At 51.1% G+C, this 24,021-nt stretch carries 20 protein-coding genes, 2 tRNA genes and 1 riboswitch; of the genes, 13 read left to right on the forward strand and 9 right to left on the reverse strand.

Annotated elements, in window-relative coordinates:
• Window positions 1–126: 126 nt before the first annotated feature.
• Window positions 127–1,086: a helix-turn-helix transcriptional regulator gene (locus tag QTL79_RS01175; protein WP_346353098.1), complete on the reverse strand. Its 960-nt coding sequence runs from the start codon at window positions 1,084–1,086 to the stop codon at window positions 127–129.
• A 92-nt stretch (window positions 1,087–1,178) separates the two neighbouring features.
• Here QTL79_RS01175 and QTL79_RS01180 point away from each other — a divergent pair, with 92 nt between their 5' ends.
• Complete coding sequence (locus tag QTL79_RS01180) at window positions 1,179–1,793, forward strand: peptidase E (protein WP_346353099.1); 615 nt, start codon at window positions 1,179–1,181, stop codon at window positions 1,791–1,793.
• A gap of 76 nt (window positions 1,794–1,869) precedes the next feature.
• Here the strand turns inward: QTL79_RS01180 and QTL79_RS01185 are convergent, their stop codons facing one another.
• Window positions 1,870–2,199 (reverse strand): hypothetical protein, encoded by a 330-nt coding sequence (locus tag QTL79_RS01185; protein ID WP_346353100.1) that lies wholly within the window; start codon window positions 2,197–2,199, stop codon window positions 1,870–1,872.
• Window positions 2,200–2,336: 137 nt separating this feature from the next.
• Between QTL79_RS01185 and QTL79_RS01190 the strand changes: the two genes are divergently transcribed.
• The 4 genes from QTL79_RS01190 (at window position 2,337) to QTL79_RS01205 (ending at window position 4,761) form a co-directional block, all read left to right on the forward strand.
• Window positions 2,337–2,669, forward strand: a complete 333-nt coding sequence (locus tag QTL79_RS01190) for a helix-turn-helix domain-containing protein (protein ID WP_346353101.1) — start codon at window positions 2,337–2,339, stop codon at window positions 2,667–2,669.
• A gap of 378 nt (window positions 2,670–3,047) precedes the next feature.
• Window positions 3,048–3,629, forward strand: coding sequence for a helix-turn-helix domain-containing protein (locus QTL79_RS01195; RefSeq protein ID WP_346353102.1), 582 nt, complete (start codon window positions 3,048–3,050; stop codon window positions 3,627–3,629).
• 60 nt (window positions 3,630–3,689) lie between these two features.
• Entirely contained in the window at window positions 3,690–4,349 is a 660-nt protein-coding gene (locus QTL79_RS01200; protein WP_346353103.1) for a hypothetical protein, read from the forward strand.
• Between the two features lie 247 nt (window positions 4,350–4,596).
• Window positions 4,597–4,761 (forward strand): hypothetical protein, encoded by a 165-nt coding sequence (locus QTL79_RS01205; protein WP_346353104.1) that lies wholly within the window; start codon window positions 4,597–4,599, stop codon window positions 4,759–4,761.
• A 275-nt stretch (window positions 4,762–5,036) separates the two neighbouring features.
• Here QTL79_RS01205 and QTL79_RS01210 read toward each other — a convergent pair whose 3' ends face one another.
• The 7 genes from QTL79_RS01210 to QTL79_RS01240 form a co-directional block, all read right to left on the reverse strand.
• A complete protein-coding gene (locus tag QTL79_RS01210; RefSeq protein ID WP_346353105.1) occupies window positions 5,037–5,765 on the reverse strand; it encodes a type II toxin-antitoxin system death-on-curing family toxin in 729 nt (242 codons plus the stop codon).
• Window positions 5,766–6,119: 354 nt separating this feature from the next.
• Window positions 6,120–6,195, reverse strand: a tRNA-Arg gene (locus tag QTL79_RS01215).
• A gap of 87 nt (window positions 6,196–6,282) precedes the next feature.
• A complete protein-coding gene (locus QTL79_RS01220) occupies window positions 6,283–6,666 on the reverse strand; it encodes a VOC family protein (RefSeq protein ID WP_346353106.1) in 384 nt (127 codons plus the stop codon).
• Window positions 6,667–6,781: 115 nt separating this feature from the next.
• Window positions 6,782–6,858: transfer RNA gene (locus tag QTL79_RS01225), tRNA-Arg, on the reverse strand.
• Window positions 6,859–7,184: 326 nt separating this feature from the next.
• Complete coding sequence (locus QTL79_RS01230) at window positions 7,185–7,469, reverse strand: hypothetical protein (RefSeq protein WP_346353107.1); 285 nt, start codon at window positions 7,467–7,469, stop codon at window positions 7,185–7,187.
• A gap of 15 nt (window positions 7,470–7,484) precedes the next feature.
• Entirely contained in the window at window positions 7,485–9,587 is a 2,103-nt protein-coding gene (locus tag QTL79_RS01235; protein ID WP_346353108.1) for an RNA degradosome polyphosphate kinase, read from the reverse strand.
• The gene (locus tag QTL79_RS01240) at window positions 9,577–11,121 is read right to left on the reverse strand and encodes a Ppx/GppA phosphatase family protein (protein ID WP_346353109.1); all 1,545 of its coding nucleotides are present in this window, start codon (window positions 11,119–11,121) and stop codon (window positions 9,577–9,579) included. The genes QTL79_RS01235 and QTL79_RS01240 overlap by 11 nt, the downstream gene beginning before the upstream one ends.
• A gap of 152 nt (window positions 11,122–11,273) precedes the next feature.
• Between QTL79_RS01240 and QTL79_RS01245 the strand changes: the two genes are divergently transcribed.
• The 8 genes from QTL79_RS01245 (at window position 11,274) to QTL79_RS01280 (ending at window position 23,823) form a co-directional block, all read left to right on the forward strand.
• Window positions 11,274–12,788 carry a Ppx/GppA phosphatase family protein gene (locus tag QTL79_RS01245; protein WP_346353110.1) on the forward strand — a complete coding sequence of 505 codons (1,515 nt, stop codon included), beginning with the start codon at window positions 11,274–11,276 and terminating at the stop codon, window positions 12,786–12,788.
• A 198-nt stretch (window positions 12,789–12,986) separates the two neighbouring features.
• Window positions 12,987–13,071, forward strand: a riboswitch (cyclic di-GMP riboswitch).
• Between the two features lie 79 nt (window positions 13,072–13,150).
• Entirely contained in the window at window positions 13,151–14,137 is a 987-nt protein-coding gene (locus QTL79_RS01250; RefSeq protein WP_346353111.1) for an endo alpha-1,4 polygalactosaminidase, read from the forward strand.
• Between the two features lie 33 nt (window positions 14,138–14,170).
• A complete protein-coding gene (locus QTL79_RS01255) occupies window positions 14,171–16,333 on the forward strand; it encodes an NAD-dependent epimerase/dehydratase family protein (protein WP_346353112.1) in 2,163 nt (720 codons plus the stop codon).
• A 1-nt stretch (window position 16,334) separates the two neighbouring features.
• Window positions 16,335–17,237 (forward strand): hypothetical protein, encoded by a 903-nt coding sequence (locus QTL79_RS01260; protein WP_346353113.1) that lies wholly within the window; start codon window positions 16,335–16,337, stop codon window positions 17,235–17,237.
• On the forward strand, window positions 17,227–19,038 hold the full coding sequence (locus QTL79_RS01265) for a DUF2194 domain-containing protein (protein ID WP_346353114.1): 1,812 nt from the start codon (window positions 17,227–17,229) through the stop codon (window positions 19,036–19,038). The genes QTL79_RS01260 and QTL79_RS01265 overlap by 11 nt, the downstream gene beginning before the upstream one ends.
• 13 nt (window positions 19,039–19,051) lie before the next feature.
• Window positions 19,052–20,476, forward strand: coding sequence for a GT4 family glycosyltransferase PelF (gene pelF / locus QTL79_RS01270; protein ID WP_346353115.1), 1,425 nt, complete (start codon window positions 19,052–19,054; stop codon window positions 20,474–20,476).
• On the forward strand, window positions 20,464–21,927 hold the full coding sequence (gene pelG / locus QTL79_RS01275; protein ID WP_346353116.1) for an exopolysaccharide Pel transporter PelG: 1,464 nt from the start codon (window positions 20,464–20,466) through the stop codon (window positions 21,925–21,927). The genes pelF and pelG overlap by 13 nt, the downstream gene beginning before the upstream one ends.
• A 15-nt stretch (window positions 21,928–21,942) precedes the next feature.
• Window positions 21,943–23,823 (forward strand): coiled-coil domain-containing protein, encoded by a 1,881-nt coding sequence (locus QTL79_RS01280; RefSeq protein ID WP_346353117.1) that lies wholly within the window; start codon window positions 21,943–21,945, stop codon window positions 23,821–23,823.
• Window positions 23,824–24,021 lie beyond the last annotated feature (198 nt).

The raw sequence follows: 24,021 nt of genomic DNA on the forward strand, positions 1-24,021 counted from the left end.
ACCTCCGTCTGGATAATATTGGTTATTTATAGAATGAGGCAAGGACGGCAGCATGTCAATAAACAAAAAAAAAGACAGCAAGGCTTCCATTTTCTGAAGCCTTGCTGTCTTTTTTCTGACTTACCTTTATTTATTGCGTTCGCCACGACTATTTATCAAATGATTTTTCATCTCATCCAGTCGCCCGATAATAAGCTCTTTCAAGCCTTCCGGCTGGATAGACCGGATCGTTTCACCGTAAGCAATAAAGTAATTGGCAATAAACGTCTCTTCGCCTTTATTATAAAAGCCCTTTATATACCAAACGCCGTTTTCCTGCAACAGCTCCATTGATGGATAGTTCTCTTTTTGAAATTTATCCACCCCTTGCTCGGAAACTGCAACCACAAAATCAACGGCCGTTTCATCACGAAACAATTCGGCGCTCGGCAGCAAAAACTCCGCAAGCGCCTTTGCCTTATATTTATTGGACAGTTCCACCGAATGCACTTTATCGCAGCGAAACACCTGCGGTTTACCCGTTTCAAAATTATACGCCGTTGCATACCACTGCCCATATGCAGACGTAATCTTGAAAAATTGCACATAATACCGCTGCAAAACTTCCTGCTTTCGATAGCAGATTTCACAGACGCTTTCATCGCTCGCCATTTGTAAAATTTCGCCCAACAGGCGGCAATCACTTTTATTCTGATACTTCCGCAAACTAAAAATCAATTCCATTTTTCGCAGCCGTTGTATGCGTTCTTTCGAGATACAGCTTTCAAATTTTCGTTTCAGTTCGCCGACGCTCAAATGAAACGGCGTCGACTGATAGTCATTCAAGGTCTGCATCGAAAAATACAACGCCTTTACCTCATCCATAGTAAAGACAATCGGCGACAATAAACGGTTTGCCAAAATTTCATAATGTCCATTTCGCCCTGAATGCGAATAAATCGGCATGCCGATTTCATCCAAGGCCTGAATATCCCTAATCGCAGTACTTTTCGAAATGGAATACCGCTTCATAATGTCTTTTAATTGGAAGGACTTCTTATCATTCAAATAAATCAGCATATCGTTCAGTCGTTTCGTTTTCTCCAAGACGCCATCGCTTCCTTTTTAATGGTTTCATTGTTTGACACCATTATATATTACAATTTACTCAAACGATAACTAAGGAGGCAATAACCATTATGAAAAAACTGTTTCTCGCTTCATATTTTAAAGAAACTGTGAAACGCTTCGCCGCTTTTGAACCGAACACATCCGGCAAAACGATAACATTTATCCCCACCGCGAGCAATGTTGAAGACATTGTTTTCTACGTAGCCGAAGCGCGACAAGAATTTAAAAAACTAGGCTTAGTGGTAGACGAACTGGATCTGTCGACTGCGACAACGGCTGAAATAAGCGCTAAGCTCCGGCACAATGATTTCATTTATGTAAGCGGCGGAAACACATTCTATTTGTTGCAGGAACTGAAACGAACCGGAGCTGACCAACTGATTGTGGATCAAGTCAACTCCGGCAAACTCTATATCGGTGAATCGGCCGGAGCAATCGTTGCATCTCCCTCTGTAGCATACGCCCAAGAAATGGACAGCCGAGAAAACTCTCCTGCTTTAAATGATTTGACCGGCCTTGGGTTAGTCAATTTTTACACCGTTCCACATCATACAAATCCCCCCTTCACAGAAGCTGCGCAAAAAATCATCGACGCTTTTTCGTCGACATTGCCGTTAATTCCCCTCAGTAACAGTGACGCGATCTTAATAACCAACGACGAAGTTAGCATCGAACGCAGCTAAACTTTCGCCGCCATAAAAAACACCCGCCTTCGGTCAACGCCAAAGGCGGGTGTACTCTATGCCCTGCTTTTGCAAATCAAACTTGATCATGCTGCTGCTTTTCAACAGCTAAGCCCCTTTCGTCGCTGCAGCTGAGCATCCGACTGAGGGCAAAGCCGTCACGCAGGCCTTGGAGATAGATTACGTCAAAGACGATCCCTTCGGCATTCGCCTGCTCCGTTGCGATCCGATCCCAAATCTCCCACGCATCCTTGCCCCGCTCGCCCACCAGTTGCAACCCAAGGCGATCCACTTCCCGCACATGCCGCGCATATTCCGCCCGCCGCTCAAAGCGATCCAGACACTTCTCCGTCCGATCTATCGCAAACCCCTGAAATGCTTTCCAAAATTCACCTTGGAGTTTCATGCCTGTTACCTCCTTCTTCTTTTCATATGACTATCTACTTTCAGTTTATAACTTTCAAAATATGTTTTCAACATTATTTTTACGTCAAAACGTAAAAATAAATTCGTTCGTCATATAATTTAAGATAAGGAGTTGATATGATGCCAACTTTTAAAGAACGCTTTGACGAACTATTTCAAGAATCTGATAAAACACAAGAAGAATTTGGTTGCCTGTTCAATGCAAATAAAAACCAAGTCTATAACTGGCGCAGCGGTCTCGGCGAACCTGACACCGCCATGCTCGTCTTAATTGCCCAAGCCTGTCACGTCTCCGTCGACTGGCTTACCGGCAACACCAACCTCCGCACGCCGGTCAATACACTCATCCAGCAGCGCATCCACTCCGACCTAACCACTCTCCCGCCCAAAGCATTAGAGGAAATCGAAGAATTTGAGAAGTTTCTTCAATTCAAATATAATAAAAAATGAGGTAAACGGATTAACATTCGCTTACCTCATTTTTATTATTTGTTACCTATAGTTTTCATAAGACCGAAGCTGAAAGAACCGTCCCCGCGCTTCGCTCAAGCATTTCTATGGACTCCATATTTGATTTCTGGCAATATTTAAACCCGTTAGCTAGCCATTTAACTTAGCCACATAAATATTTTGACCAGAACTCAATTTGGGAGACCCTTTTATAATGCAAGAAGCATATTGAGAAATTTTTCGGGATATTTCAACCAAAATAATTAGATATAAACTTCTCTTATTACTTAATATTTTAATTTATAGGACATAACTGTCCGTTTTTTTACAAAAATATCTATATTATAATTGTAACAAAAGAACTAGGAGAACTAATTTATGAAAACAACAGGAATAATGATTAAAAATTTGAGAACATCGCTCAATTTAAGTCAAGAAAAGCTAGCGGAGGAATTGGGTATTAACATCAAATCAATTCAGCGATATGAAACCGATAAACACAAACCCGATGTCTACACACTTGTAAAACTCGCAACATATTTTGACGTTTCCACTGACTATCTTCTTGGATTACTACCTGTTGAAGAATCTTGCAAAGAAGAATCCAGTAAAGTTTTCAACAATGGATCTTATAATATATTTTACAAGCGCTATCTTGACTGCAAACAGAATCACAATGTTGATGAAACAACTGAATATTACTGGATTTACGAGAAAAACGGCATAATGGGCGGACAGACGGAATGGATCGGTTATACAGATGAAACGCAAACTCTGGAAACAAGAAAATTGCGACCAATCATCGCAACGAGAGCAATTGAATCTTGTACATTGATGTATGGTACGCCAATAATAATTAATGAGGAAGAGGATGTCCTTGTATTCCGTTTATTTGGCGGACATGCGATTGTAAAAAAAGAAATCTGCGAACGCTACTTACCTGAATTTCTAATTTTATAAGCGATACTGAAATTTCCCTCAATAATCAGATGTGAATTTTTATTAAGGCGGCTGATGTTAATGTTGAAAACATACTCAATAAACAACTATATAAAAAGTTTATTCCTCAATATGGCCTTGGTGACATTTTCTTTTACGATGTCATATTATAAGCCATCAAACGACTCCATACTATTCTATTTTTGGTTTTTCGCAGCAGCAGCAACCTATGTTATTTGGTTAAAAATAGAGAATACGATACTAAATAAGCTTCTTTTCCTTATTTTAGCACCACTATGTGTTTTTATTAATTTTGTAGGTACCAAAACGACAACAACACTTAATGAAGGCATTCACCAGTATGTTCTTCTGAATTTTATTGTCATATCTTCTTGGTTATTATTGGCTCTTTGGGGCGATATAAAAAAAGTAAAACCAGCAATGCTAATTATTGAAGCAGTATTAAAATCAGTAGCTGCTGTTTTAGGAATAATGTTTTTTCTTAATAAAATCAACACTGATACAAATTGGCCCCAACTAAAAACAGCTATAGACATTTTAATATTGCCGTTAATTTTAGCAGCAATTTGGGGAAGATTGTTTTTAGAAATAAGAACATCGATTCATAAGCTAATTCATTGCTTCCTATTTGAGCTTTTGTCTAGATATTTTGGAGTCACTTATGCCATTATAAGCATGAGAAAAACACGAAAGTTTTTGAAAATACATTTCGTTGATTGAACTTCAAATACTACATCCGCTTTAACATCGATCATGACTTCAGCTTTTACTTTATTAATGTTTCAGACTATACAAACCACTTTACCTAAATATAAGCTTGGCCAAAGCGCGATTTCGAATACTTTGCAGAAAATGACCGGATTTGATACTGAGTAGCCGTAATATCTTCTTTGATTTCTCGGAAATTCACCTCTATATGGTATAATATCCCTGAAATGTACTTTGAATGAAAGGAGGATTGATTCCAATGGCTAAGAATACAGGTGAAGGATATCGGCAAGGACAAGTTACAAATCGCAGTCAAACGCATGCCCCAAATGGAAACGCCATAAAACGCGACACAAATACCGGTAGATTTATTGATCAAAAAACAACACCTGGAGACTACAAAGGTGTTCGTCACGAAAAATAAGTCCCTGATTTGCTGCATCAATAAAAAGTCGCCTAGTACAATTTAGTGCTAGGCGACTTCTCTTAAAACGGGATATATCTTCCGTGTTTGGTCTCCGGTGAGTTTTTCGCCTATGTTTTTAACTACTTGCCATAATATGAATTCGAATTCAGTGTCGACGATACGACAAGGTGAATCTTCATTCACCTAAATCCGGTAAAATCACAAAACTATTTATAGACCCATTTTATTCCGGGATGTCTTTTTTATATAGTTTTGCAACTATTCCTTCACTTCTAAATTTTCGCCAACCACCTGAAAACCTCACTGTGCAACTGCATATAATCATTAAGTTCATCACTTATTCCTTTTTCACCATAAAAACGCGCACTATCAATCCCATATGCCACCGTAAGATTTAATCTTTTTCTAAGCTCTGCTACATACTCGCGATCATATTCCTCAAGTCCACTTCTGCCTTTTTTCTTAAGTTTTTGTACGATTTGACCTTCTCTTGTTATATCAACATAACTTTTGTTTTCTTCAACATCATATTCAAATCTCTTCAATATATCCCGCAACTCAATAAGTGACAATAGCTTCTCACCTTTTATAATTCGCCTTGAGTTTTTCTCAAACCATCCCACTATTGTTGAAATCTCATCTTCTCGCTTATCACAAATCTCATGCGCTGCAGTTTGTCTTGTAAATTCAAACATTTCTGCATTTTCGCATTTATCTAGCCAAAAATTGTTTTCCCCCAAAAAATACAGCGTTGACAAAAGTGCAGTTCGCTTATTTCCATTGTGAAAACAATGATTCGATATAATTCCATGAAATAACGCAGCCGCCTTCTCAAACTCGCTTGCAAACAATTCTTTCCTGCCAGCTGTAGAGTATGGTCTTGCACAAGCAGACTCTAAAGCACCTCTATTTTTGATTCCCGGAGGAGAAATTGGATCTTCTGATTCATTGAAATATTTCACCAAAAACTGATGTATTTCATCGACTAACTCGACCTTCATGACTAATACCTCCCTTTAGTTGTATCTATATCATTGATGGCAAACGTCAGAATACTTCGTCGTTTGCATTAAGTATCCTGAAATATATTTTCAAGAAACTACTCTCAAACTCCTCCTTATTTTACACAGTTTAGGAGACAGAGCAATCTGCTTCCGTCTAACCGCCCTCAAGCTCCGAGCTATGGTTATTTCCCCGTCGCTTTTTGACCTCCACTCCATACAATACCATGAACCTTACCATTCCACAGTCTACATTATTTATGAAGCAAAATTTCGGCAGCATACAAATCTTCAAAAGCATAAAAAACAGCAAGGCTTCTTTTCACGGAAGCCTTGCTGTCATTATGTTTGAAATGGTGCGCCCGGCAAGAATCGAACTTGCGACCTGCGGTTTAGGAAACCGTCGCTCTATCCCCTGAGCTACGGGCGCATACGGGGTTCAACCAGGATTTAGTTTAGCATTTCGGCTGGGATATGTCAATTTTAACGCATAAGTCGGATGAATCAGTCCTTCTCTTTACATCGCGTCGGCGGCGAAGGTGAGGATGAAGCCGTTGCAGTCTTCGAGCGCGAATTCGTCGGCGTCGTAGAAGGTACGGTGCAGCGGGCGCAGGATCGTGGCGCGGTCTTTGACGCGCGCGTAGAGTCCGGCAACGTCGTCGACCTTGATGTAAAACGTCAGTGCGCCGCCCAGCGCAAGGGAATCGAGCTTCGGGTATTCGGCGACGATGCTGGCGCGTTCCTGGAACATCAACTGCACCTCGCCGCAGGCGACCATTGCCCAGACCGGCGTCCCCTCGTCCGGCACCGTCATCAGCGGTGAAAAGCCGAGCACCTCGCGATAAAAACGCAGCGTTTCTTTCACATCGTCCACCATCAGATTTGGCGTCAACTGTTTCATGTTCTCAGATCCTTTCTATAGCGCGCACGGATATAAGAAAGACTCGGCTTGCACCGAGTCTTCACGGTTCTTACGAACCTGTCTTGCTATATGTGAGTTTGCGAATTGAAAAAAATGGTGACCCCGGCAGGAGTCGAACCTGCGACCTCTTGATTCGTAGTCAAACGCTCTATCCAGCTGAGCTACGGAGCCATTTTTCTGTCGTGCTTGCCGACAAAAACTAGTTTATCATAATCGTGAATTTCAGTCAATCTTTTTTCTGCATTTTTTCGCGATGTGGATAACTTTTTTATTATCCACATCGCGTTATCCACATTTCAAGCGAGTGTTTTTCTGCCGAAACGGGACTTTTCACAGGACTTATCCACATTTAAAGCTGTTTTGTGGATAGTTTTGGGGATAAGTGTGAATAAATTTGCTGTTTTCAGACCATTTAGGTCAATTTACATCGTTTTGCATTTTTTTTAGTTTTTCCGTCTTTTTTGCTACGTAGTTTCAAATAATCTTTGGCTTTCTCTTCAATTTATGCGTCGGCTCCACTGGATCGCCACTTCGGTACGTTCCCACAAGCGACTCAAGGCGCAGTAAAAGTCGTCCAGACTTTCGTGCGCGACGACCAACCGACTAACAAACGGCGCTTTGCAATCTGCGCCGGGAACAAGAAGCGTGTGCGCCTGTTTCAAATAGTCTTCGACCTCACGACGTTTTGCTTCGTCCGGCAGGAATACTTCGATCGTCTTGGCAACCTCGTCATAGTTGATGTACCCGTCCATATTGTTGTAGTCAACCGCCACTTTCATCATTCCCACTCCTTTTCTTCATATGTCTTTGCGGTAGAGCGGCTGCACGCGGTCGCGCAGCGGCAGCGGCGCGCTTTTGGCCGCGGCCTTCGCCTGCCGGTAAAACTCTTCCTGGCTGTTCAGCGGCGGCGCGCTTCTCTTTTCGGGCCGCCGGTAGTGTCCGTCGCTTTTCATATGATGCGACTTGCAGTTGTCTCTGAGCATCACATCGAGCATTTCCGTCACACGCAGCGCGGCATGCTCGTCTTCGAGCGGAAAGAGCAGCTCGACCCGCTCGTTCAGATTGCGGTGCATCCAGTCGGCGCTGGAGAGGAAGACTTTCGGATCGCCGCCGTTATTCAGATACAAAATGCGGTGATGTTCGAGAAAGCGTCCGACGATGCTGTGAATGCTGATGTTTTTGCCGACGCCCTCGATGCCCGGCCGGATGCCGCAGATGCCGCGCACGATGAGGTCGATCTTCACGCCGCGGCTGGCCGCTTCGTACAATTTGAGCATGATGCCTTTGTCGATCAGGGAATTGAGTTTGGCAATGATCCGTCCCTCTTGCCCCTGTTCGGCAAATTCGCTTTCGCGTTCGATCAGTTCTTCGAGTTTTTCGCGCAGGTCGAACGGCGCGACGACGAGCTTGTTCCAGACCGGCGGATCGGAGTAGCCGGAAAGCATGTTGAAAAAGGCGGACGCGTCCGCGCCGAATTGATCGTTGGCGGTAAAGAGGCTGAGGTCGGCGTATATTTTGGCCGTAGTATCGTTGTAATTGCCGGTGCCCATGTGCACATAGCGCTGGATGCCGGAGCCTTCCTGGCGCACGACGAGCGCCATCTTGGCGTGCGTCTTGAGGCCGACCAGACCGTAGATGACATGGCAACCGGCTTCTTCGAGCCGTCTCGCCCATTGAATGTTGTTTTCTTCGTCAAAGCGAGCCTTGAGTTCGACGACGACCGTGACCTGCTTGCCGTTTTCGGCGGCCTGCGCCAGCGCGCGGACAATCGGCGAGTTGCCGCTGACGCGGTAGAGCGTCTGCTTGATTGCCAGAACGCTCGGGTCTTGCGCCGCCTGGCGGATAAAATCGACGACCGGTTCAAACGATTCGTACGGATGGTGCAACAGCATGTCGCGCTCTTTGATCAGCGCATAGAAATCCTCACACTCTTTCAGCGCCGCCGGAATTTGCGGCGTCAACGGTTCGTAGCGCAGATGATCGTAGCCGGAAAGCGCGGTGAACTTAAAAAAGCAGCTGGCGTCAATCGGTCCGTTGATTTCATAGATGTCGCCGTCTTCGAGCTCGCAGCCATCCATGAGGAATTGCTTCACCATTTTTCCCGCCTGTCGCGCGATTTCGAGGCGCACCGCGTCGCCGCGCTTGCGTTGGCGCAACGATTTTTCGACTTCCGCCATCAGGTCCTCGGCGTCATCTTCGTCGATCGTCAAGTCGGCATTGCGCGTAATGCGAAACGGCGTGATCTCTTTGATCTTGTAGCCTTTGAACAAAGCCTGGCAATGCGTCTGGATGATGTCTTCCAGAAAGAGAAACGTTCTTTTTTTGCCCTGGTTCGGCACTTCGACCAAACGGGGCAGTACCGCCGGAACCTGAATCACCGCCAGTTGCTCTTCGTCCTTGCCTCTCAGAAGCAGAACCGCCAAATTCAGACTGCGACTGGCGAGAAACGGAAACGGATGGCTGGCGTCGACCGCCAGCGGCGTAATGACAGGATAGACGGTCTGGCGAAAATATTGTTCGACCCAGTGACGCGCTTTTTCCGGCAAATTCTTTTCTTCGCTAATGATGATCTCATGCTGCGTCAGTTCGGCAAGCAAAGCGCGCAGCACCTTGTACTGTTCTTTCACCAATTCGTGCGCCGCTTCGCCGATGCCGTCCACCTGCTGGCGCACGGTTAGTCCGGCCGCATCGAATTTGTTAACGCCGGCTTCGAGCTGGCTTTTCAAGCCGGCAACCCGGATCATGAAGAATTCGTCGAGATTCGAGCTGGTGATCGCGATGAATTTCAAACGTTCTAAGACGGGCTTGTCGAGCTGCTTGGCTTCGTCCATGACGCGGCTGTTGAATTTGAGCCAGCTTAGTTCGCGATTGATAAAATGTTCTGGTCGGTCAAGTTCCATGGTTGCCTCCGATCGTCCCGACGACGCGGGCTTTTAAGCCGAATACGCTCTCAAAGAATTCCGCCTTTTCAGCAAACGTCCATTCTTCCAGCGACAGATCTTCGCGCGCCTTTACGTTCACGAGCATCTCGTCCCCTTTGATCTGCACGCTGCAATCGGTGATTTTTTGCCGGTGACTGCGATCGAGCGCATCGGCCAGACGAATGATCGCCGACAGTTTAGCCACAGTCAGCTTTGCCTTGTTCGAAAGGCGGGTGAAGTTCTCATCGGCATTGTTCGGCGTTCCTTTGGAGTGATAATAGGAAACATTGGCAATGATTCTTTTTTCGCTGCGGGAGATGCCCAAGATATCGGCCGATTCGATCAGCCGGTAGGAGTAGAAGTAGTGGCGACGCAGGTTGACGAACTTTCCGATGTCATGCAGATGCGCCGCGGCGCGCAGCATCAGTCGTTCTCTGCGCCCCAGGCCGTGGTAGCGGTTCAGTTTGTCGAATAAAAGCAGTGAAAACTCCTCAACGACCGAAGCGTGGGCTTTGTCGTAATGAAACTTGTCTTCAAGCGCTTTGACGACGCTGAAAGTATGTTCTTCCATCACATCGAGCCAGCGACTGTCGGTTTTTTCCGCCACATGCAAGAGCGTCATCCCGTCAATGAAGCGCAGCGTCGGTACGAGGACATGATCGACCGCCGCGACTTCCATCATCTTGCAGTATAAGCCGAGCGCCGGTATGACCAGCGCGGCATCGGCCTCGTTCAGGTCGAAGCGCGTCATCAGTTCCGGCAGGTTGAGCCGGCGAACCTTGCGGTACAGATCTTTCAGTTCTTTCGGGCTGAGAACCGCCAGGCCCTCGCTGTGTCCCAGCAGCTGCAAGAGCAGTCGCGTCTCATTGCCGGTCAGCACCAGGTACGGGCTGCGCTGTCCCATCAGCGCCACGGCGATCGGGTCGATCGCGCTTTCGATATATTCGTCCAACACCTGTTGGAAGCAGACGTCATCGCGCTGGTTTTGCGCAAAGCTTTCTTTGATGCGCATCGCGCCGATGTTGATGTTTTGCTGATAGCGGATCGCACCCTGGCGGTAGAGAGTAATCCCCGTGCCGCCGGAGGAGATGTCGACGAACAGCAGTCCGTCTTCGGTATTCGCCAGCCCGGACGTCTGCAGATGTTTGAACAAGGCCATATATTTATAGAAGATTTCCTGCGGCATGTCGACGATCTCGACTTCCAAACCGGTCTTGATGCGGATCTGATCGATGATATATTGCTGATTTTCGGCTTCGCGCAGCGCGGTCGTCGCCATGACGCGGCAGTCCCGTACGCCGTATTCGCTGCACAAACGGCGAAAGCCTTTCAGCAGTTCGCAAATTTCGCTGACGGAAGCAAAGCTGATCTGACCGCTCTTGAACGCTTCTTCGCCCAAATCCATTTGACGTCTGGCCCGATCCAGCACCCGGATGTCGTCGACGTCCTTATATTCGACAATTTGCAAGCTGACGGTTTCCGATCCGATATGTATCGCGGCAAAACTCGGCATCCTCTCACCTCAATCCGATTCTTAACTACTGTAATTCGATGGAAAACGGGTAAAACTCCTGCTGTCTATTATAGCAATCGGATGTTAAAATTATGTTATGCTGTCCAAACTATGTTATACTTTTCAAATCGAATGCAAAGGGGTGATCTGCCATGAGTGAACGCGTCGCGGTCATCGACCTCGGGTCGAACTCGGCCCGCCTGATCATCATGCAAATTTATAAAAACGGCGCTTACAATCTGATTTATCATCAAAAAGAGGCGGTCCGGCTCAGTGAAGGGATCGCCCAGGACAATAAGTTGCAAAGCGCGGCGATGGAGCGCGCGCTCCGCTCGCTGCAGACCTTTTCGCACATGTGCCGCCTCTTTAACGTCGACAAGACGCTGGCGGTCGGCACCGCTGCCGTTCGCAACACCAAAAACGGCGGCGCTTTCGTTGAACGGGTACGCAAGGAGACCGGCATCCCGCTGCGCGCGGTCAGCGGCGAGACAGAAGCAAAACTCGGTTATCTCGGCGCGATCAACACGCTCGATGTAGAAAACGCGCTGCTCTTCGACCTCGGCGGCGGCAGCACCGAGCTGACGCTGATCAGGAACCGCAAGGCGGAACACATGATCAGCCTGCCGTTCGGCGCGGTCAATATGACCGAACGATTCCGCCTGAACAACCGCGCCTCCGAAGGACAGCTGGACGAACTGCAGGCATTCTTTCGCAAGCAGCTGAATCAGCTGCCCTGGCTGAAGAACCTCAATGTGCCGCTGCTCGGCGTCGGCGGCACCGCCCGGACGATCGCGAAGATGGATCAGCGGCGCAAGAATTATCCGTTTCCCAAACTGCACAATTATCGTATGGGTTCGATGTCGTTTCGCGCCTTATGGCAGGACGTCTCGAAGCTCAGCTTCGCGCAGCGCCGCAAAGTGCCGGGCCTCGGCGGCGAACGCGCCGACATCATCCTGGCCGGCATCGGCATCGTCAAAGCGCTGCAGGAAAAAGCGCACGCGCAGCAACTCATCGTCAGCGGCTGCGGCGTCCGCGAAGGCCTGTTCCTCCAATATCTTCTCTCGCGCAGCGGACAGAGCGAAGTCGTGGCGAATCCGCTCGAACACAGCACGAAAAACACTTTGCTTCTATATAATGGCAACATCTCGCATGCCGAGCATGTCACCAAACTGGCCGATCAGCTTTTTTGCGGCTGCCGCGATTTTTTCGCGCTCGACGATCGCAGCCGCCTGATGCTGCGCACGGCCGCCTTGCTGCATGACACCGGCATCAGCATCAATTATTACGACCACTATCGCCACAGCACCTATCTGGTGGAAAACGCGCGCCTTTTCGGTCTGTCGCACCGCGAACAGATGCTGGCCGCGGTCATCACCGGCTGGCATCACGGCCCGGCGTTCCGTTTCGACCACAACCGCCTCTACCATCAGTTCCTCGATGAGGCCGACTGGCAGACCGCACGCAAACTGGCTTTGCTGCTGAGCATCGCCGAAAGTCTCGATACGACGCAAATGACGCTGGTCAAGAACGTCAACGCGCAAATTGAAGCGGGACGTCTCAGCCTACAGCTCGACGCCAGCGCCCCGACGCCGCTCGAACAGGATGCCGCACTGCGCTTTTCCAAATGGCTACGCCGCGACTTTCAGCTTGAGCTGGCGTTGAAATAGAAAGAAAAATCTGAATAGGACTTGAGGCTATAAACTCGGCCTTAAGTCCTATTTTTCGCTTGACATTTCTTTCATTTCTGTTAAACTCTAAACAAGATACACTATTTTTTACAAATATGCCTCCGAAAGTACCGAAGTTTTTCAGGCCTGGATGTCGGATTTTATCCGTCCAATGCGCCGCCTCATCTTCGCAGTGTTTATTCGGGAGGGCAAACTTGGCGAAAGCCAAGGGCGCAAAGCCATGGGTCTACCGACAAATGTCTACGACTGCCAGGTTGCAACAGTAATCGCTGTTGCCATACCGGCAGTCGTTTTTTAATTTATTTAACGCTGGTTACCATAATTTGAAACGAGGTGATTCCATGTTTTTTCGCAGCGCCTGTTGCACGCTTCTTTTCTTGCTTTGCATCGCTGCCTTGCCTTCGCTGGCGCGCGCGCAGCAAACGCCGCCCGATTATCCGCTCGAAATGGCGCGCCTGCTCGGACAACTGCGCAGCTATAGTCAGGAACGCAACGCAACGTTTCAGCTTTTGGGCAACGGCAGTCTCGATTTATTCGCGCCGGAGACGCTGACGCCGTCCGCACGGACGCTAGTCAATACCAGTCTCGACGGCATCCTGATGGAAAGCTATTTTTACGGCTGGGAGATGAAGGACGACGAGGCGACGCCGCCGGAGGCGCGTCTCGCCTGGTCGTCCGCTTTGACGGCCGCGCAGCAACTGAATCAACCGCTCTTCAACATCGATTACTGCCGTTCGACTGCGGCAGTCGCAGATTCCTACCAGAAAAACCGACAAGCCGGTTTCGTCTCACTGGCCGCCCCCAACCGCCAGTTAACGAAGCTGCCGCAAAAAACGCAGCGCAGCAATCGCAGCGACGTCAGCCGTCTCGCCCAGGCGAAGAACTTTCTCGTGCTGTTGAATCCGGAAGAATTCGCCAGCCGCAGTCTTTATCTCGCCGCTTTGCGCGCCTGTGCATTCGACCTTCTGATCATCGATCCGACCTTCAACAGCTCGCCGCTGACGCCGGATGAAGTCCGTTCGCTCAAACGCAAGCCGCAGGGCGGCCAGCGTCTGGTTCTCGCTTATCTGAGCATTGCGGAAGCGGAAGATTACCGTCCCTATTGGCAGAAAGACTGGAAACAGTCGCCGCCCGCCTGGCTGGTGGCAGCCAATCCCGATTGGGTTGGTAACTTCAAGGTCCGCTACTGGCAAAGCGGCTGGCAGCAGTTGCTCTTCGGCAGCCGCAATGCGCAGCTCGACAGGATTCTCTCCACCGATTTTGACGGCGCGATGCTCGACGTCGTGGACGGCTATCAGTATTTCCTCGACAACCCCGACGTGCAATGAAAATAATCTCTATGTAATAGGAGCGTTCCACACATGAAAATACTTGTCACCGGCGGCTACGGCTTTATCGGCTCGCAGCTGTGCGAAAAACTGATTCAGGAAAAGCACGACGTCTTCGTGATCGACGATTTATCGAGCGGTCTGGCGCGCAACCTCACCTTGCCGCATGTCTTTTACCGGCGCAACATCGCCGATCAGGAATGTGAAGCGATCTTTCAGAACAACAACCTCGACATCGTGATCCATCTGGCCGCCAAGGTCGACGTCGCAGAATCGGCCAAAGCGCCGTACGAAGATTGCCAATCCAACATCTTAGGCTTGGTCAATATGCTGCGTCTCTCACACCAGTATAAGGTAAAAAAGTTTCTCTTCATTTCTTCGACTGCCGTATACGGCGATTCGGCCGAACTCACGCTTTCGGAAGCCAGCCCGCTCAAGCCGCTCTCGCTCTACAGCATCAACAAGGCCAACGGCGAAGCCTACTGCCGCATCTGGCAGGAGCAATACGGTCTGGAGACCGTCATCCTCCGTCTCTCTAACGTATACGGCCCCCGCCAGGGCAGCTTCGGCGAGGCAGGCGTCATCTCGAGTTTCTTAAAACAAATCGCAGCCGGACAGAAGCTCGTCATTCACGGCGACGGTCAGCAATGCCGCGATTATCTCTATGTGGACGACGCGGTCATGGCCATCTACTGGGCGGCGGTAAAAATCGTCCGCCAGCCTGTCATCAACATCGTCAGCCGCCAATCGCACAACCTGCTCGAAGTCGTGAAGCTGCTCGGAAAGCATTACGACCTGCCTGGCCTGACGCACGAAAAGTATCGCACGTTCGACATCTGCCGCGCTTCGTTCGACAACAGTGCGGCCAAAGAGCAGCTCGGCTGGACGCCGCGCTACACGCTGGAAGAGGGCCTTGAAAAAACCTGCCTCTGGCAGGCGGAACAGGCACTTCTTGCGCCGGAAAAAGCGCCGTCCCCGCCTTCATTCCTCTCCGTTTACCGGCCTTATCTGGAAAACGCGACGCTCTTCGCGCTGATGGCCTGCCTCTCCTTCTTCAATCTGCACGGCGGCCTGCTCGATTTTCGTCTGGGCATGGACTACAACTACATCTATATCGCGGTGATGGGTCTGCTCTACGGCAAACAGCAATCGATGCCCGCAACGGCGCTCTCCGTACTGCTCTTTTGCTACAGCATGACGGCCAAAGGCGCCGATCTCGTCACGCTCTTGTATCAGGTGCAATACCTGACGCATCTGGCAGTATACCTGGCGCTCGGCGTGATTACTGGCTACGTCACCGACCGCCGCCGCCACATCCTGGCCGATAAGGAAAACGAACTGGAACGCATCGCCGACAAGCATCGTTTTCTGGAAAAGATGCATTTGGAATGCGTCCAGGTCAAAGACGTCCTTTATAACCAGATCGTCAATTCCGACGACAGCATCGGCAAGATCTACAGCATCATCAAGGATCTCGACAGCTTGGCGCCGGAAGACATCTACACGTCCTCGATCGACGTTCTGCAGCGCATCATGCGCTGCGGCAGCGTTGATATCTATACTGTGAACGCCGATTCGTCTTTCTGGCGGATCAAGGTGCGCGCCAAAGACGATGCGCCGTATCTGGAAAATTCGATTCGTGTCGCCGATTCGCCGTATGCGCAAAAAGTCATGCAGACGAAAGGCGTTTTCGTGAACCGGCATTTCGCCGGCCCGTCGATGGCCGCGGCAATCCGCTATCAGAACAAGACGATCGCCATCGTGCAGCTTTATAACCTCCCGTTTGAAAGCATGACGCTGCATCAGAGCAACCTGCTGCGCGTCACCGCGCTCTTGATCGCGGACGCATTGGGCAAAGCGCACAGCTACGAATTGAGCAGCAGCGAAAAGCAACAGGTCAGCGGCACGCAGCTTTTGCTGCCGGACGCGTTTGCCAAGCTGCAACAGGAAATGACCAAACGCAGCCTGAAGCACAACCAACCCTGCACACTGCTGCGCCTGCGCGATAAGCGCGAGGATCTGGTCGCCCTCTACCACTCGCTGGCCAACGTCATCCGCGCCGAAGATTACGCCGGGCTCGATCCGTCCGGTCACGTCCTGCTGCTGCTGCAGAACGTCACACGCGAAATGCTCCCCGTCGTCCAGGAACGCCTGGCGCAAAAAGGATTCCACACCATAGAGATGGCAGGTGCTTAATATGATTACTGCATTGTTTCTCCTTCATCTTTTCCTCATCGCAGCCTATGCGGCTTACAGCCGCCTCTTCCAGCGCGACCACACGAGCCGTTTCCTGGCGGAACTGGCGCTGCTCAGTCTGCTGCCGTTTTTCGGCTTTTTGCTTCTGCTTTTACTGCGCATCAGCCACAAGAGCAACGCGCAGCAAAAAGAAGATCTCTCCGCACTGTATGGCGAGTTCAAGAAGACGCGCAGCGTCGCGAAACTGGGTCGCCTGCAAAGCGCCGACATCATTCCGGTCCAGGATCTGCTGCTCTTTGAAGATCCGTTGACCCGGCGCAATGCGCTGACGCGCGTCATCAAGCAGGACCAGCTCGACAACCCCTCCATCCTGCTCGATGCGGTACGCGACAAGGACACCGAAATCGCGCATTACGCGGTCTCGATCATGACGCACCGCATCGCGAAACTGGAACTCAAGTTGAATCGCCTGCGCAAGAAAGTAGGCAAGACGTCCGATGATCTTTTGCTGCTGAAAAAGTATGCCGCACTGTTGAAACACTATCTGAAAGACACGATCCTCGACGCAAACAGTCGCAACAAATGGCGCGCGGAATATGAAGCCGCGCTCGACGCGATCCTGCGCAAGGAAAAAAACGAAAAACTTTACTGGGTGGAACGCATCGAACTGGCGCTGAGCATAAAGGATTACCACAGCGCGCGCAAGTACGGCCTGGCTTTCTTCAAACGTTTTTCCGATCAGGAAGAGGCGTATCTTCTTTATATGCGCTACTGCCACCTGACCGGGCGTTACACGATGCTGCACCGTACCCTGCAAAGACTCAAATCGTCCCGTATCCCTTTCAGCCCAACCGCGCTCGAGACCGTCCGTTTTTGGGATCAAGGAGGTCAACATGCCTCATAGGAATATGTTTCTTGTTCTCTTGCTGGTCTTTTCGCTCGGTCTCTTCTTCCAATACAATCGCAGCGACGGATTTCTCCGTCTCTTCAGCAATCAGAACACGCAGCTCTTGAGCGGCCAGGCCAAAGAAGAACCGCCGCTCGCGTCCTCTTTGCCGCGCGAGCGCTATCTGATTGTGTACGACCCTGCCGACCCGGACAGCCTCCGCTTGGGCGCCAATGTGGAGCAAACCTTGAAAAGTCTAAAAAAAGACTACCTCATCCAATCCGCACGCCAGTCTTTGCCGGAACCCTTTCCCGCGGTCAACGGCATCATTCTTGTCAGCGGCGATTTGGAAGCGACCGTTGACTTCGATCGCTTTCGCGCGCAGGTTGATTCCGGTCTGACGCTGTATCTTCTGACGACGCCGGTCTTAAACGACAAGCTCCTTGCCGTACAGACGGAGCTCGGCATCGCTGCCGTCTCCCCCGCGGCCAACGCACCGGGCGGCAGACTGCTCGACAATCTTCTGCTCGGCGGCAAAGATTTCTCTTTGCCGGGCGGCGTCTTCGACAACAGCTCGCTCGGCGTTCAGTTGACGCCGGAAGCGACCGCGCACATGCTTGCGCTTGACAATACGCCGCTCGTTTGGGAGCGCGCTGCCGGTCGCGGCCATTATGTCGTCTTTAACGGCAGCACACTCTCCGGCAAACAGCAGCGCGGTCTGCTGACCGGCCTGCTCTCGCTCGGCCAGCCGCTTTTCGCCTATCCGGTCGTCGCAAGCAAGACCATGTGCATCGATGACTTTCCCGCGCCGATTCCGGAAGGAAAGCACGCCAAGATCTATGACGAGTACCGTCTTTCGACGCCCGAGTTCTTCCGTCAGATCTGGTGGCCCGACATGCTGAGTCTCGCGGCGAAATATGATATCCGTTACACCGGTCTGATCATCGAGACTTACAACACGCAGCAGAGCGCGCCGTTCGCACCGGAGCAGGACGGCCAGCTGATGCGCAACAACCTGATCCTCTACGGGCGCGAGCTCTTGAAAAGCGGCGGCGAACTCGGCGTGCACGGTTACAACCACCAGCCGCTGATCACAGACTTCAACCCGCAGTATTCTGACTACACGCCGTGGCCCGACAAAGCGTCGATGGCGGCAAGCCTGAGCGAAGTCCGGCGCTACGTGAAAGAAGCGTATCCTGAATACCAGCTCAAGACCTACGTACCGCCCTCGAATATGCTGAGTCCCGAGGGACGCCAAGCACTGACCGAAGCGCTGCCCGACCTTGCGATCATCGCTTCGGTCTCGATCGGCGATCCGGGTCTGCGCAACACCTATTACCAGGATTATAAGCGCGCGGCCGACGGCATCCTCGAGATGCCGCGCCTCAGCTCCGACTACAACCGCCATCCGGACGAGGATTGGGCAATTCTGAACGGCATCACGTATATGGGCGTCTTCTCACATTTCGTCCATCCCGACAATATCTTCTATCCCGAAAATGAACAGCGCAGCTGGCGCGATATGTACGAAGGCCTCGATTCGCTGCTAAAGATGGTACAGAAGAAATACGCCTGGCTGCGCAGCTGCACGCTGTCGCAAAGCGGCGAATACTTCAGCGACTATCTCGCGCTCGACTATCGCCTCGTCCCGAGCGATGACGGCCTCGACATCTATTGCTGGGGCTTTCGCCAGGATGCCTGCTTTGTCTTGCGCAGCGCGAAGAAAATCCGCAGCGCCAGCGGCTGTTCTTATCAACGGATCGATGAGCAAAGTTATCTGATTACTTTGCAAGCCACGCAAGCCCATCTCGCGTTTTAAGGAGTGTCACCGCATGAAAATTTGTCTGATTGTCGAAGGCAGTTACCCGTACGTGACCGGCGGCGTAGCCTCCTGGATTCAAATGCTGATCCAGGGCATGCCGGAACACGAATTCGTCATTTATTCGATCGCGGCGGAAGCAAAGGAGCGCGGGCGCTTTCAATATAAGCTGCCCGCCAATTTGACAGAAGTCCGCGAACTGTTCTTAGACAGCATTCTCAAACTGAAGACGCCGCAGTTGAACGCCTGCTCGCTGAGCCGCCAGGAGATCGACTGTTTATCGGCGCTGATTCGCAGCGACGGCGTCTTGGATCTGGCAAAGCTGCTGCCAATTTTTCGTTCCGCACGCACGCGTTCGGCGCTCGATATCTTTATGAGTTTCGATTTTTTTGACGCGATCAAAGAAGCGTACGAGGAAAAATACAGCGATTTGCCGTTCACCGATTTTTTCTGGACGATCCGCTCGATGCTGCTGCCGCTCTTTTACTTGTTGCAGCAGGACGTTCCCGAAGCCGATCTCTATCACAGCGTCGCAACCGGCTACGCCGGCGCAGTCGGCAGTCTCGCCTCCGTCTTATACGAAAAACCGTTCATCCTCACCGAACACGGCATTTATTCGCGTGAGCGCGAAGAGGAATTGTTGAAAGCGACCTGGGTAAAAGAAGACTTTAAAGACTTATGGATTTCCTATTTTTACAGCCTCTCGCGTTTGACCTATGAGCGGGCAACAGCGGTTTACACGCTGTTTGAAAAAAATGCGGAAATCGAACGCTATTTAGGCTGCGCGCCGGAAAAGATCCGAGTCATCCCCAACGGAATCGATGTGGAAAAATACGCGGCACTGGCAAAAAAAGAATCCGGCGGACCGCTGACGATCGGCACGATCGCGCGCGTCGTGCCGATCAAGGACCTCCTGACGATGCTGCGCAGTTTCGCGCTGGTACAAGAGCAGCTTCCGGATGCCCGCTTCCTGATCGTCGGCCCTACCGATGCCGACCCCGAATATTATCAAAACTGTCTGGAACTGGTCGAGAACCTAAACCTTTCGAACATCGAATTCACCGGCCGCCAGGACGTAGCGCCGTATCTGCAGGAAATCGACATTCTCGTGCTGAGCAGCATCAGTGAGGGGCAGCCGCTGGTAATCCTCGAAGCGTTCGCCTGCGCGACGCCCTGCATCGCGACCAATGTCGGCGCTTGCAGCGAACTTATTTATGGCGCTGGGGACGATTTGGGCAAAGCCGGTTATATCGTACCGCTGCTTGACTATGAGACGATGGCCAACGCCATCCTCCGCTTGGCCTCGGACCAGGAACTGCGCAGGCAAATGGGGCAAAACGGCTTTGCGCGCGCAGCCAGCCTCTACACCAAGGATCTGCTGATTCAACGTTATAAAAAAGTTTATGAAGAAAATGGGATGGTACTATGGCAGGAATAGGCTTTGAATTAAAGAAACTCTTTAACAAGACCAGTACCGTTGGCTATCTGATGGCCAGCTTTTACACGGCGATCGTCACGCTAGGGCCGTTCATGCTGGCCACGCTGATGATCCTGGCGATCCAGCAACTGATGACGCTGATGGATGCCTCTTACTACAGCAGACAACTCTATCTCGGTTCCATCGTCTATCCGTTCATCTTCTCGCAGATCGTCTCGAGCGGCTTTTCGATGCTGATCACCCGTTATGTCGCCGACCGTCTCTTCAATGAACAGTATGAAGAGATCATCCCCTCGCTCTTCGGCATCCTCGCTCTTGCCCTCGCGCTCGGCGCTGTGCCGGCTCTGCTTTTTCTTTGGAATTCGCCGCTGCCGTTGCTGCTCAAAGTCCTTACCTATCTTTTATATATGGAACTGATCATCGTCTGGATTCAGGGCGTCTATCTATCGGCCTTAAAGGATTATCTCAAGATCATCTTTTCCTATGCCGCCGGTACCGCAACCGCCGTTTTCCTTGCCTTCGCCGCCTTATACCTGCTGCCGGATCAGGACAGCATGCTGCTCGGCATACTGTTTGCCGTCTGCAGCGGCGTTTTTGTCATTCTCGCGCTGCTGCTCTTTTACATCTTGCAGTTTTTTCCGTTACGCGGCGGCCATTATTTTGCCTTCCTGCATTATTTTGACGATCACACCCGTCTTTTCGTGACGAATTTCTGCTACACGCTCGGCATTTACACCGCCAACTTTTTCTTGTGGCGAAGCGACGCGGCGCAAATCGTCGCGGGTACGTATCGTTTTTCGCCGACCTATGACGTGGCGACATTCTACGCCTTTCTTTCGATCATGCCGACGATGGCGGCCTTTGTCGTCTCCGCCGAACTTGTCTTTTACGATAAATACAGGGTGTATTTCAGCGCCATCACCGGCAAAGGAAATTATCAGGAAATCGAGACAGCCCGCCAGGATATGCTGCAGACGATGTGGTCGGAAATCCGCAACCTGTTTGAATTTCAGTTGGTCTTCTCGCTTCTCTTTCTGGCGCTGGGCGATTTTTTGTTACCCGGCATCGGCATCACGCACGAGTCGATCGACATTTATAATATCCTCATCCTTGGTTCCTTTGCGATCGGCATGGCGCAAATCATCCAGATCATCCTGCTTTATTTTGATGCGCGTCGCGAGGCCTTGCTCATTTCTCTTTTGTTTTTCACCAGTAACTTCGCACTCAATCTGATCGGCCTTCATCTGCCAACGAATCTGCAAGGTTTTCCCTTTTTCCTCTCCAGCATGCTGACCGTGTCCGTTTCGATCTATCTGCTTCATTCCTATGCCAAACGCCTCGATTATTTCGTCTTCAGTTCGCAGCCGATGTTCACACAGACCCTGCCCGGACTACTGCAGCGCGTTTGTCGCGCTCTCGGCGCAAATTTATCCGGCAACTCGAATCGATAAAAGGAGCCTCTATTTATGCGTGTAAAGAAATTTGTTCCTCTGCTTTGCCCCTTGCTCTTGCTTAGCGCTTCGCCTCAAGTATTCGCCGCGGATGCCGTCGGCATCGTTGAAGAAGCGCGCGGCGACGCCGCCGCGCTGCGTCAGGCGCGAACCGCGCTCGAAGATGAGGCGCAGCGCCAGGCCGATATCCGCTCCGCCAGAGCGGCGCTGCAGCAGGCGGAAGTTCAGCTGCGCGCCGCGCTCGACGCCGAGGCGAAAGCGCTCGAAACGCTGCGCCTGTCTGAAGAAGCCGTCCGCAAAGCGGAGCAGGGCCTGCTCGAAGCGACAAGCAATGTCGAGGCGGCCAAGCTCGCATTGCAATCGGCGCAAAGCGCCGAAAAAGAGGCGCTCGCCGAACTTTCCGCTGCGCAAAACGCAGCGACGGCGGCCGAAAACGAAGCCCGGCGCGCCGACGCACAGGTGAAGCGCATCGAATCCGAGAATGCGCCCGCATCCCTGACCACCTTTGAAGGCGCCAATCTCGACGCTCTTTTGGCGCAGGCCGAAGAAACGCGTCGCCGCGTCGAGCTTGCCAGCGCTCACGCCGCAGGCAAATGGCAGACGGCCGATCGCTTATCCGCCGCCGTTGAGCGGGTCGAAGTTCGGGCGGATGCGCTGACGCAAAAACGCGAAGCCGCCGACGAGGCGCTGCAGGAAGCGCAGGATCGCCTTCTGAGCGCCGCCGATTTGCTGCGCGATGCCAAGAATGATAAAACGGATGCTGCCCTTGCGCTGCCCGAAGCACAAAAAGATACGCTCGCTGCCCGCACGGCACTCGCGGAAGTAAAAAGCAATCTGGCTTTGCTCGAAAACCCGCCGCCGGATAAAAACGTCTATTATTCCGTTAGCAGCAAATATTACTATGCCAAGCGAAGCGACGGTCAGGATTTTTATCAGTGGCTGCAGGGTTATGATTTTTCTTATTCGAGTCATGGCGTCGACTACGGTCTGACGAGCAATTACGTCATCTCCAACAGCAGCCTCGGTTCGCGCGTCGCAACGTTTTCCGACACGCAGCTTTCCATCGGCCACACCAATAAAAACAAAGACTATCCCGTCCGTTACACGCTCGACGTCACGTTGCCGACCGGCAAGGCAGCACTGAGCGCACGCGAGACAAACACTCTTATCGAAGAAGATCTTGCGCCGCTGAACAACTTCGGCGAAGGCTGGCAAGTGACGCCGGGCATCAGCATCAGCCGCCCGATCGGCAAGGAAGATAATTGGACCTTCGGCACTCGTTTCAATATCGCCTGGCAATATCAGCCGCTCAAAGACGATCCTACCTCCGTCACGTTGCCCGGCCGCCAGTTGGAAACCTTTATCCGTTGGCAGCATCTCGGCGCAAAGCAGCAGACGCTGGCGGAACTTCTGCATAGCTCTTCGTCAATGACGCAGCAAAACAAACTTGATTATTACCGGGAAGGCTCTGAGTGGGATTTCAAGCTGGTGCATAATCGCAGCCTCTCAAAACGCGACAATCTGATGCTCTATGGACGCGCCACCTACCACCAGGCAGATGCTTATGCTCCCGGCATCGTGCAAAGCGATGCCAATACCGGTTTGCACAGTTACGCGACCGGCGCGGGTTGGAGTCGCGCGCTTTCGCCGACGCGCACGCTGCGTCTGAACCTCGACTATCTGAAACGCAACGGCAGCATCGTCACCTTGAATCTGCCGACCGCGATCGGCAATCGCAGCAAATTCAGCTACGGCATCGGCTTCGACTGGTCGCTGCCGCATGAACGCAGCCTGTCACTGGACTTGCAAAAATTCTGGCTGCATACCTCGAGTGTGAGCGACGCACCGAACTATGACGGCATCGCCATGCAGTTCAAATTCTCTTCCGCCTTTTAAGCAAAGGAGGAAGACCTTCCTTTCTTCCCGCCGGGCCGATACGAGCGGCCCGCTTCCCTTCTTCGTGTTATCGCATTCTATTTTTCAATTGTCTCTCCTCTGTAAGAAGCTCTGGGCTGCACGCTGCGCTCGGAGCTTCTTCGCTTTTGATCGCGTCATCCGTATGCCCGGCGGAAGACTTTTATGCAAATTTTCTTG

It is taken from the genome of Azotosporobacter soli (assembly GCF_030542965.1).
In the GTDB taxonomy this organism is placed as follows: Bacteria; Bacillota; Negativicutes; order SG130; family SG130; genus Azotosporobacter; species Azotosporobacter soli.

Bases quoted from the DNA above. Each gene is read 5' to 3' on its own strand.
- QTL79_RS01180 (WP_346353099.1), top strand. From the start codon at position 1,179: ATGAAAAAACTGTTTCTCGCTTCATATTTTAAAGAAACTGTGAAACGC.
- QTL79_RS01185 (WP_346353100.1), bottom strand. From the start codon at position 2,199: ATGAAACTCCAAGGTGAATTTTGGAAAGCATTTCAGGGGTTTGCGATA.
- QTL79_RS01190 (WP_346353101.1), top strand. From the start codon at position 2,337: ATGATGCCAACTTTTAAAGAACGCTTTGACGAACTATTTCAAGAATCT.
- QTL79_RS01195 (WP_346353102.1), top strand. From the start codon at position 3,048: ATGAAAACAACAGGAATAATGATTAAAAATTTGAGAACATCGCTCAAT.
- QTL79_RS01200 (WP_346353103.1), top strand. From the start codon at position 3,690: ATGTTGAAAACATACTCAATAAACAACTATATAAAAAGTTTATTCCTC.
- QTL79_RS01205 (WP_346353104.1), top strand. From the start codon at position 4,597: ATGGCTAAGAATACAGGTGAAGGATATCGGCAAGGACAAGTTACAAAT.
- QTL79_RS01210 (WP_346353105.1), bottom strand. From the start codon at position 5,765: ATGAAGGTCGAGTTAGTCGATGAAATACATCAGTTTTTGGTGAAATAT.
- QTL79_RS01220 (WP_346353106.1), bottom strand. From the start codon at position 6,666: ATGAAACAGTTGACGCCAAATCTGATGGTGGACGATGTGAAAGAAACG.
- QTL79_RS01230 (WP_346353107.1), bottom strand. From the start codon at position 7,469: ATGATGAAAGTGGCGGTTGACTACAACAATATGGACGGGTACATCAAC.
- QTL79_RS01235 (WP_346353108.1), bottom strand. From the start codon at position 9,587: ATGGAACTTGACCGACCAGAACATTTTATCAATCGCGAACTAAGCTGG.
- QTL79_RS01240 (WP_346353109.1), bottom strand. From the start codon at position 11,121: ATGCCGAGTTTTGCCGCGATACATATCGGATCGGAAACCGTCAGCTTG.
- QTL79_RS01245 (WP_346353110.1), top strand. From the start codon at position 11,274: ATGAGTGAACGCGTCGCGGTCATCGACCTCGGGTCGAACTCGGCCCGC.
- QTL79_RS01250 (WP_346353111.1), top strand. From the start codon at position 13,151: ATGTTTTTTCGCAGCGCCTGTTGCACGCTTCTTTTCTTGCTTTGCATC.
- QTL79_RS01255 (WP_346353112.1), top strand. From the start codon at position 14,171: ATGAAAATACTTGTCACCGGCGGCTACGGCTTTATCGGCTCGCAGCTG.
- QTL79_RS01260 (WP_346353113.1), top strand. From the start codon at position 16,335: ATGATTACTGCATTGTTTCTCCTTCATCTTTTCCTCATCGCAGCCTAT.
- QTL79_RS01265 (WP_346353114.1), top strand. From the start codon at position 17,227: ATGCCTCATAGGAATATGTTTCTTGTTCTCTTGCTGGTCTTTTCGCTC.
- pelF (WP_346353115.1), top strand. From the start codon at position 19,052: ATGAAAATTTGTCTGATTGTCGAAGGCAGTTACCCGTACGTGACCGGC.
- pelG (WP_346353116.1), top strand. From the start codon at position 20,464: ATGGCAGGAATAGGCTTTGAATTAAAGAAACTCTTTAACAAGACCAGT.
- QTL79_RS01280 (WP_346353117.1), top strand. From the start codon at position 21,943: ATGCGTGTAAAGAAATTTGTTCCTCTGCTTTGCCCCTTGCTCTTGCTT.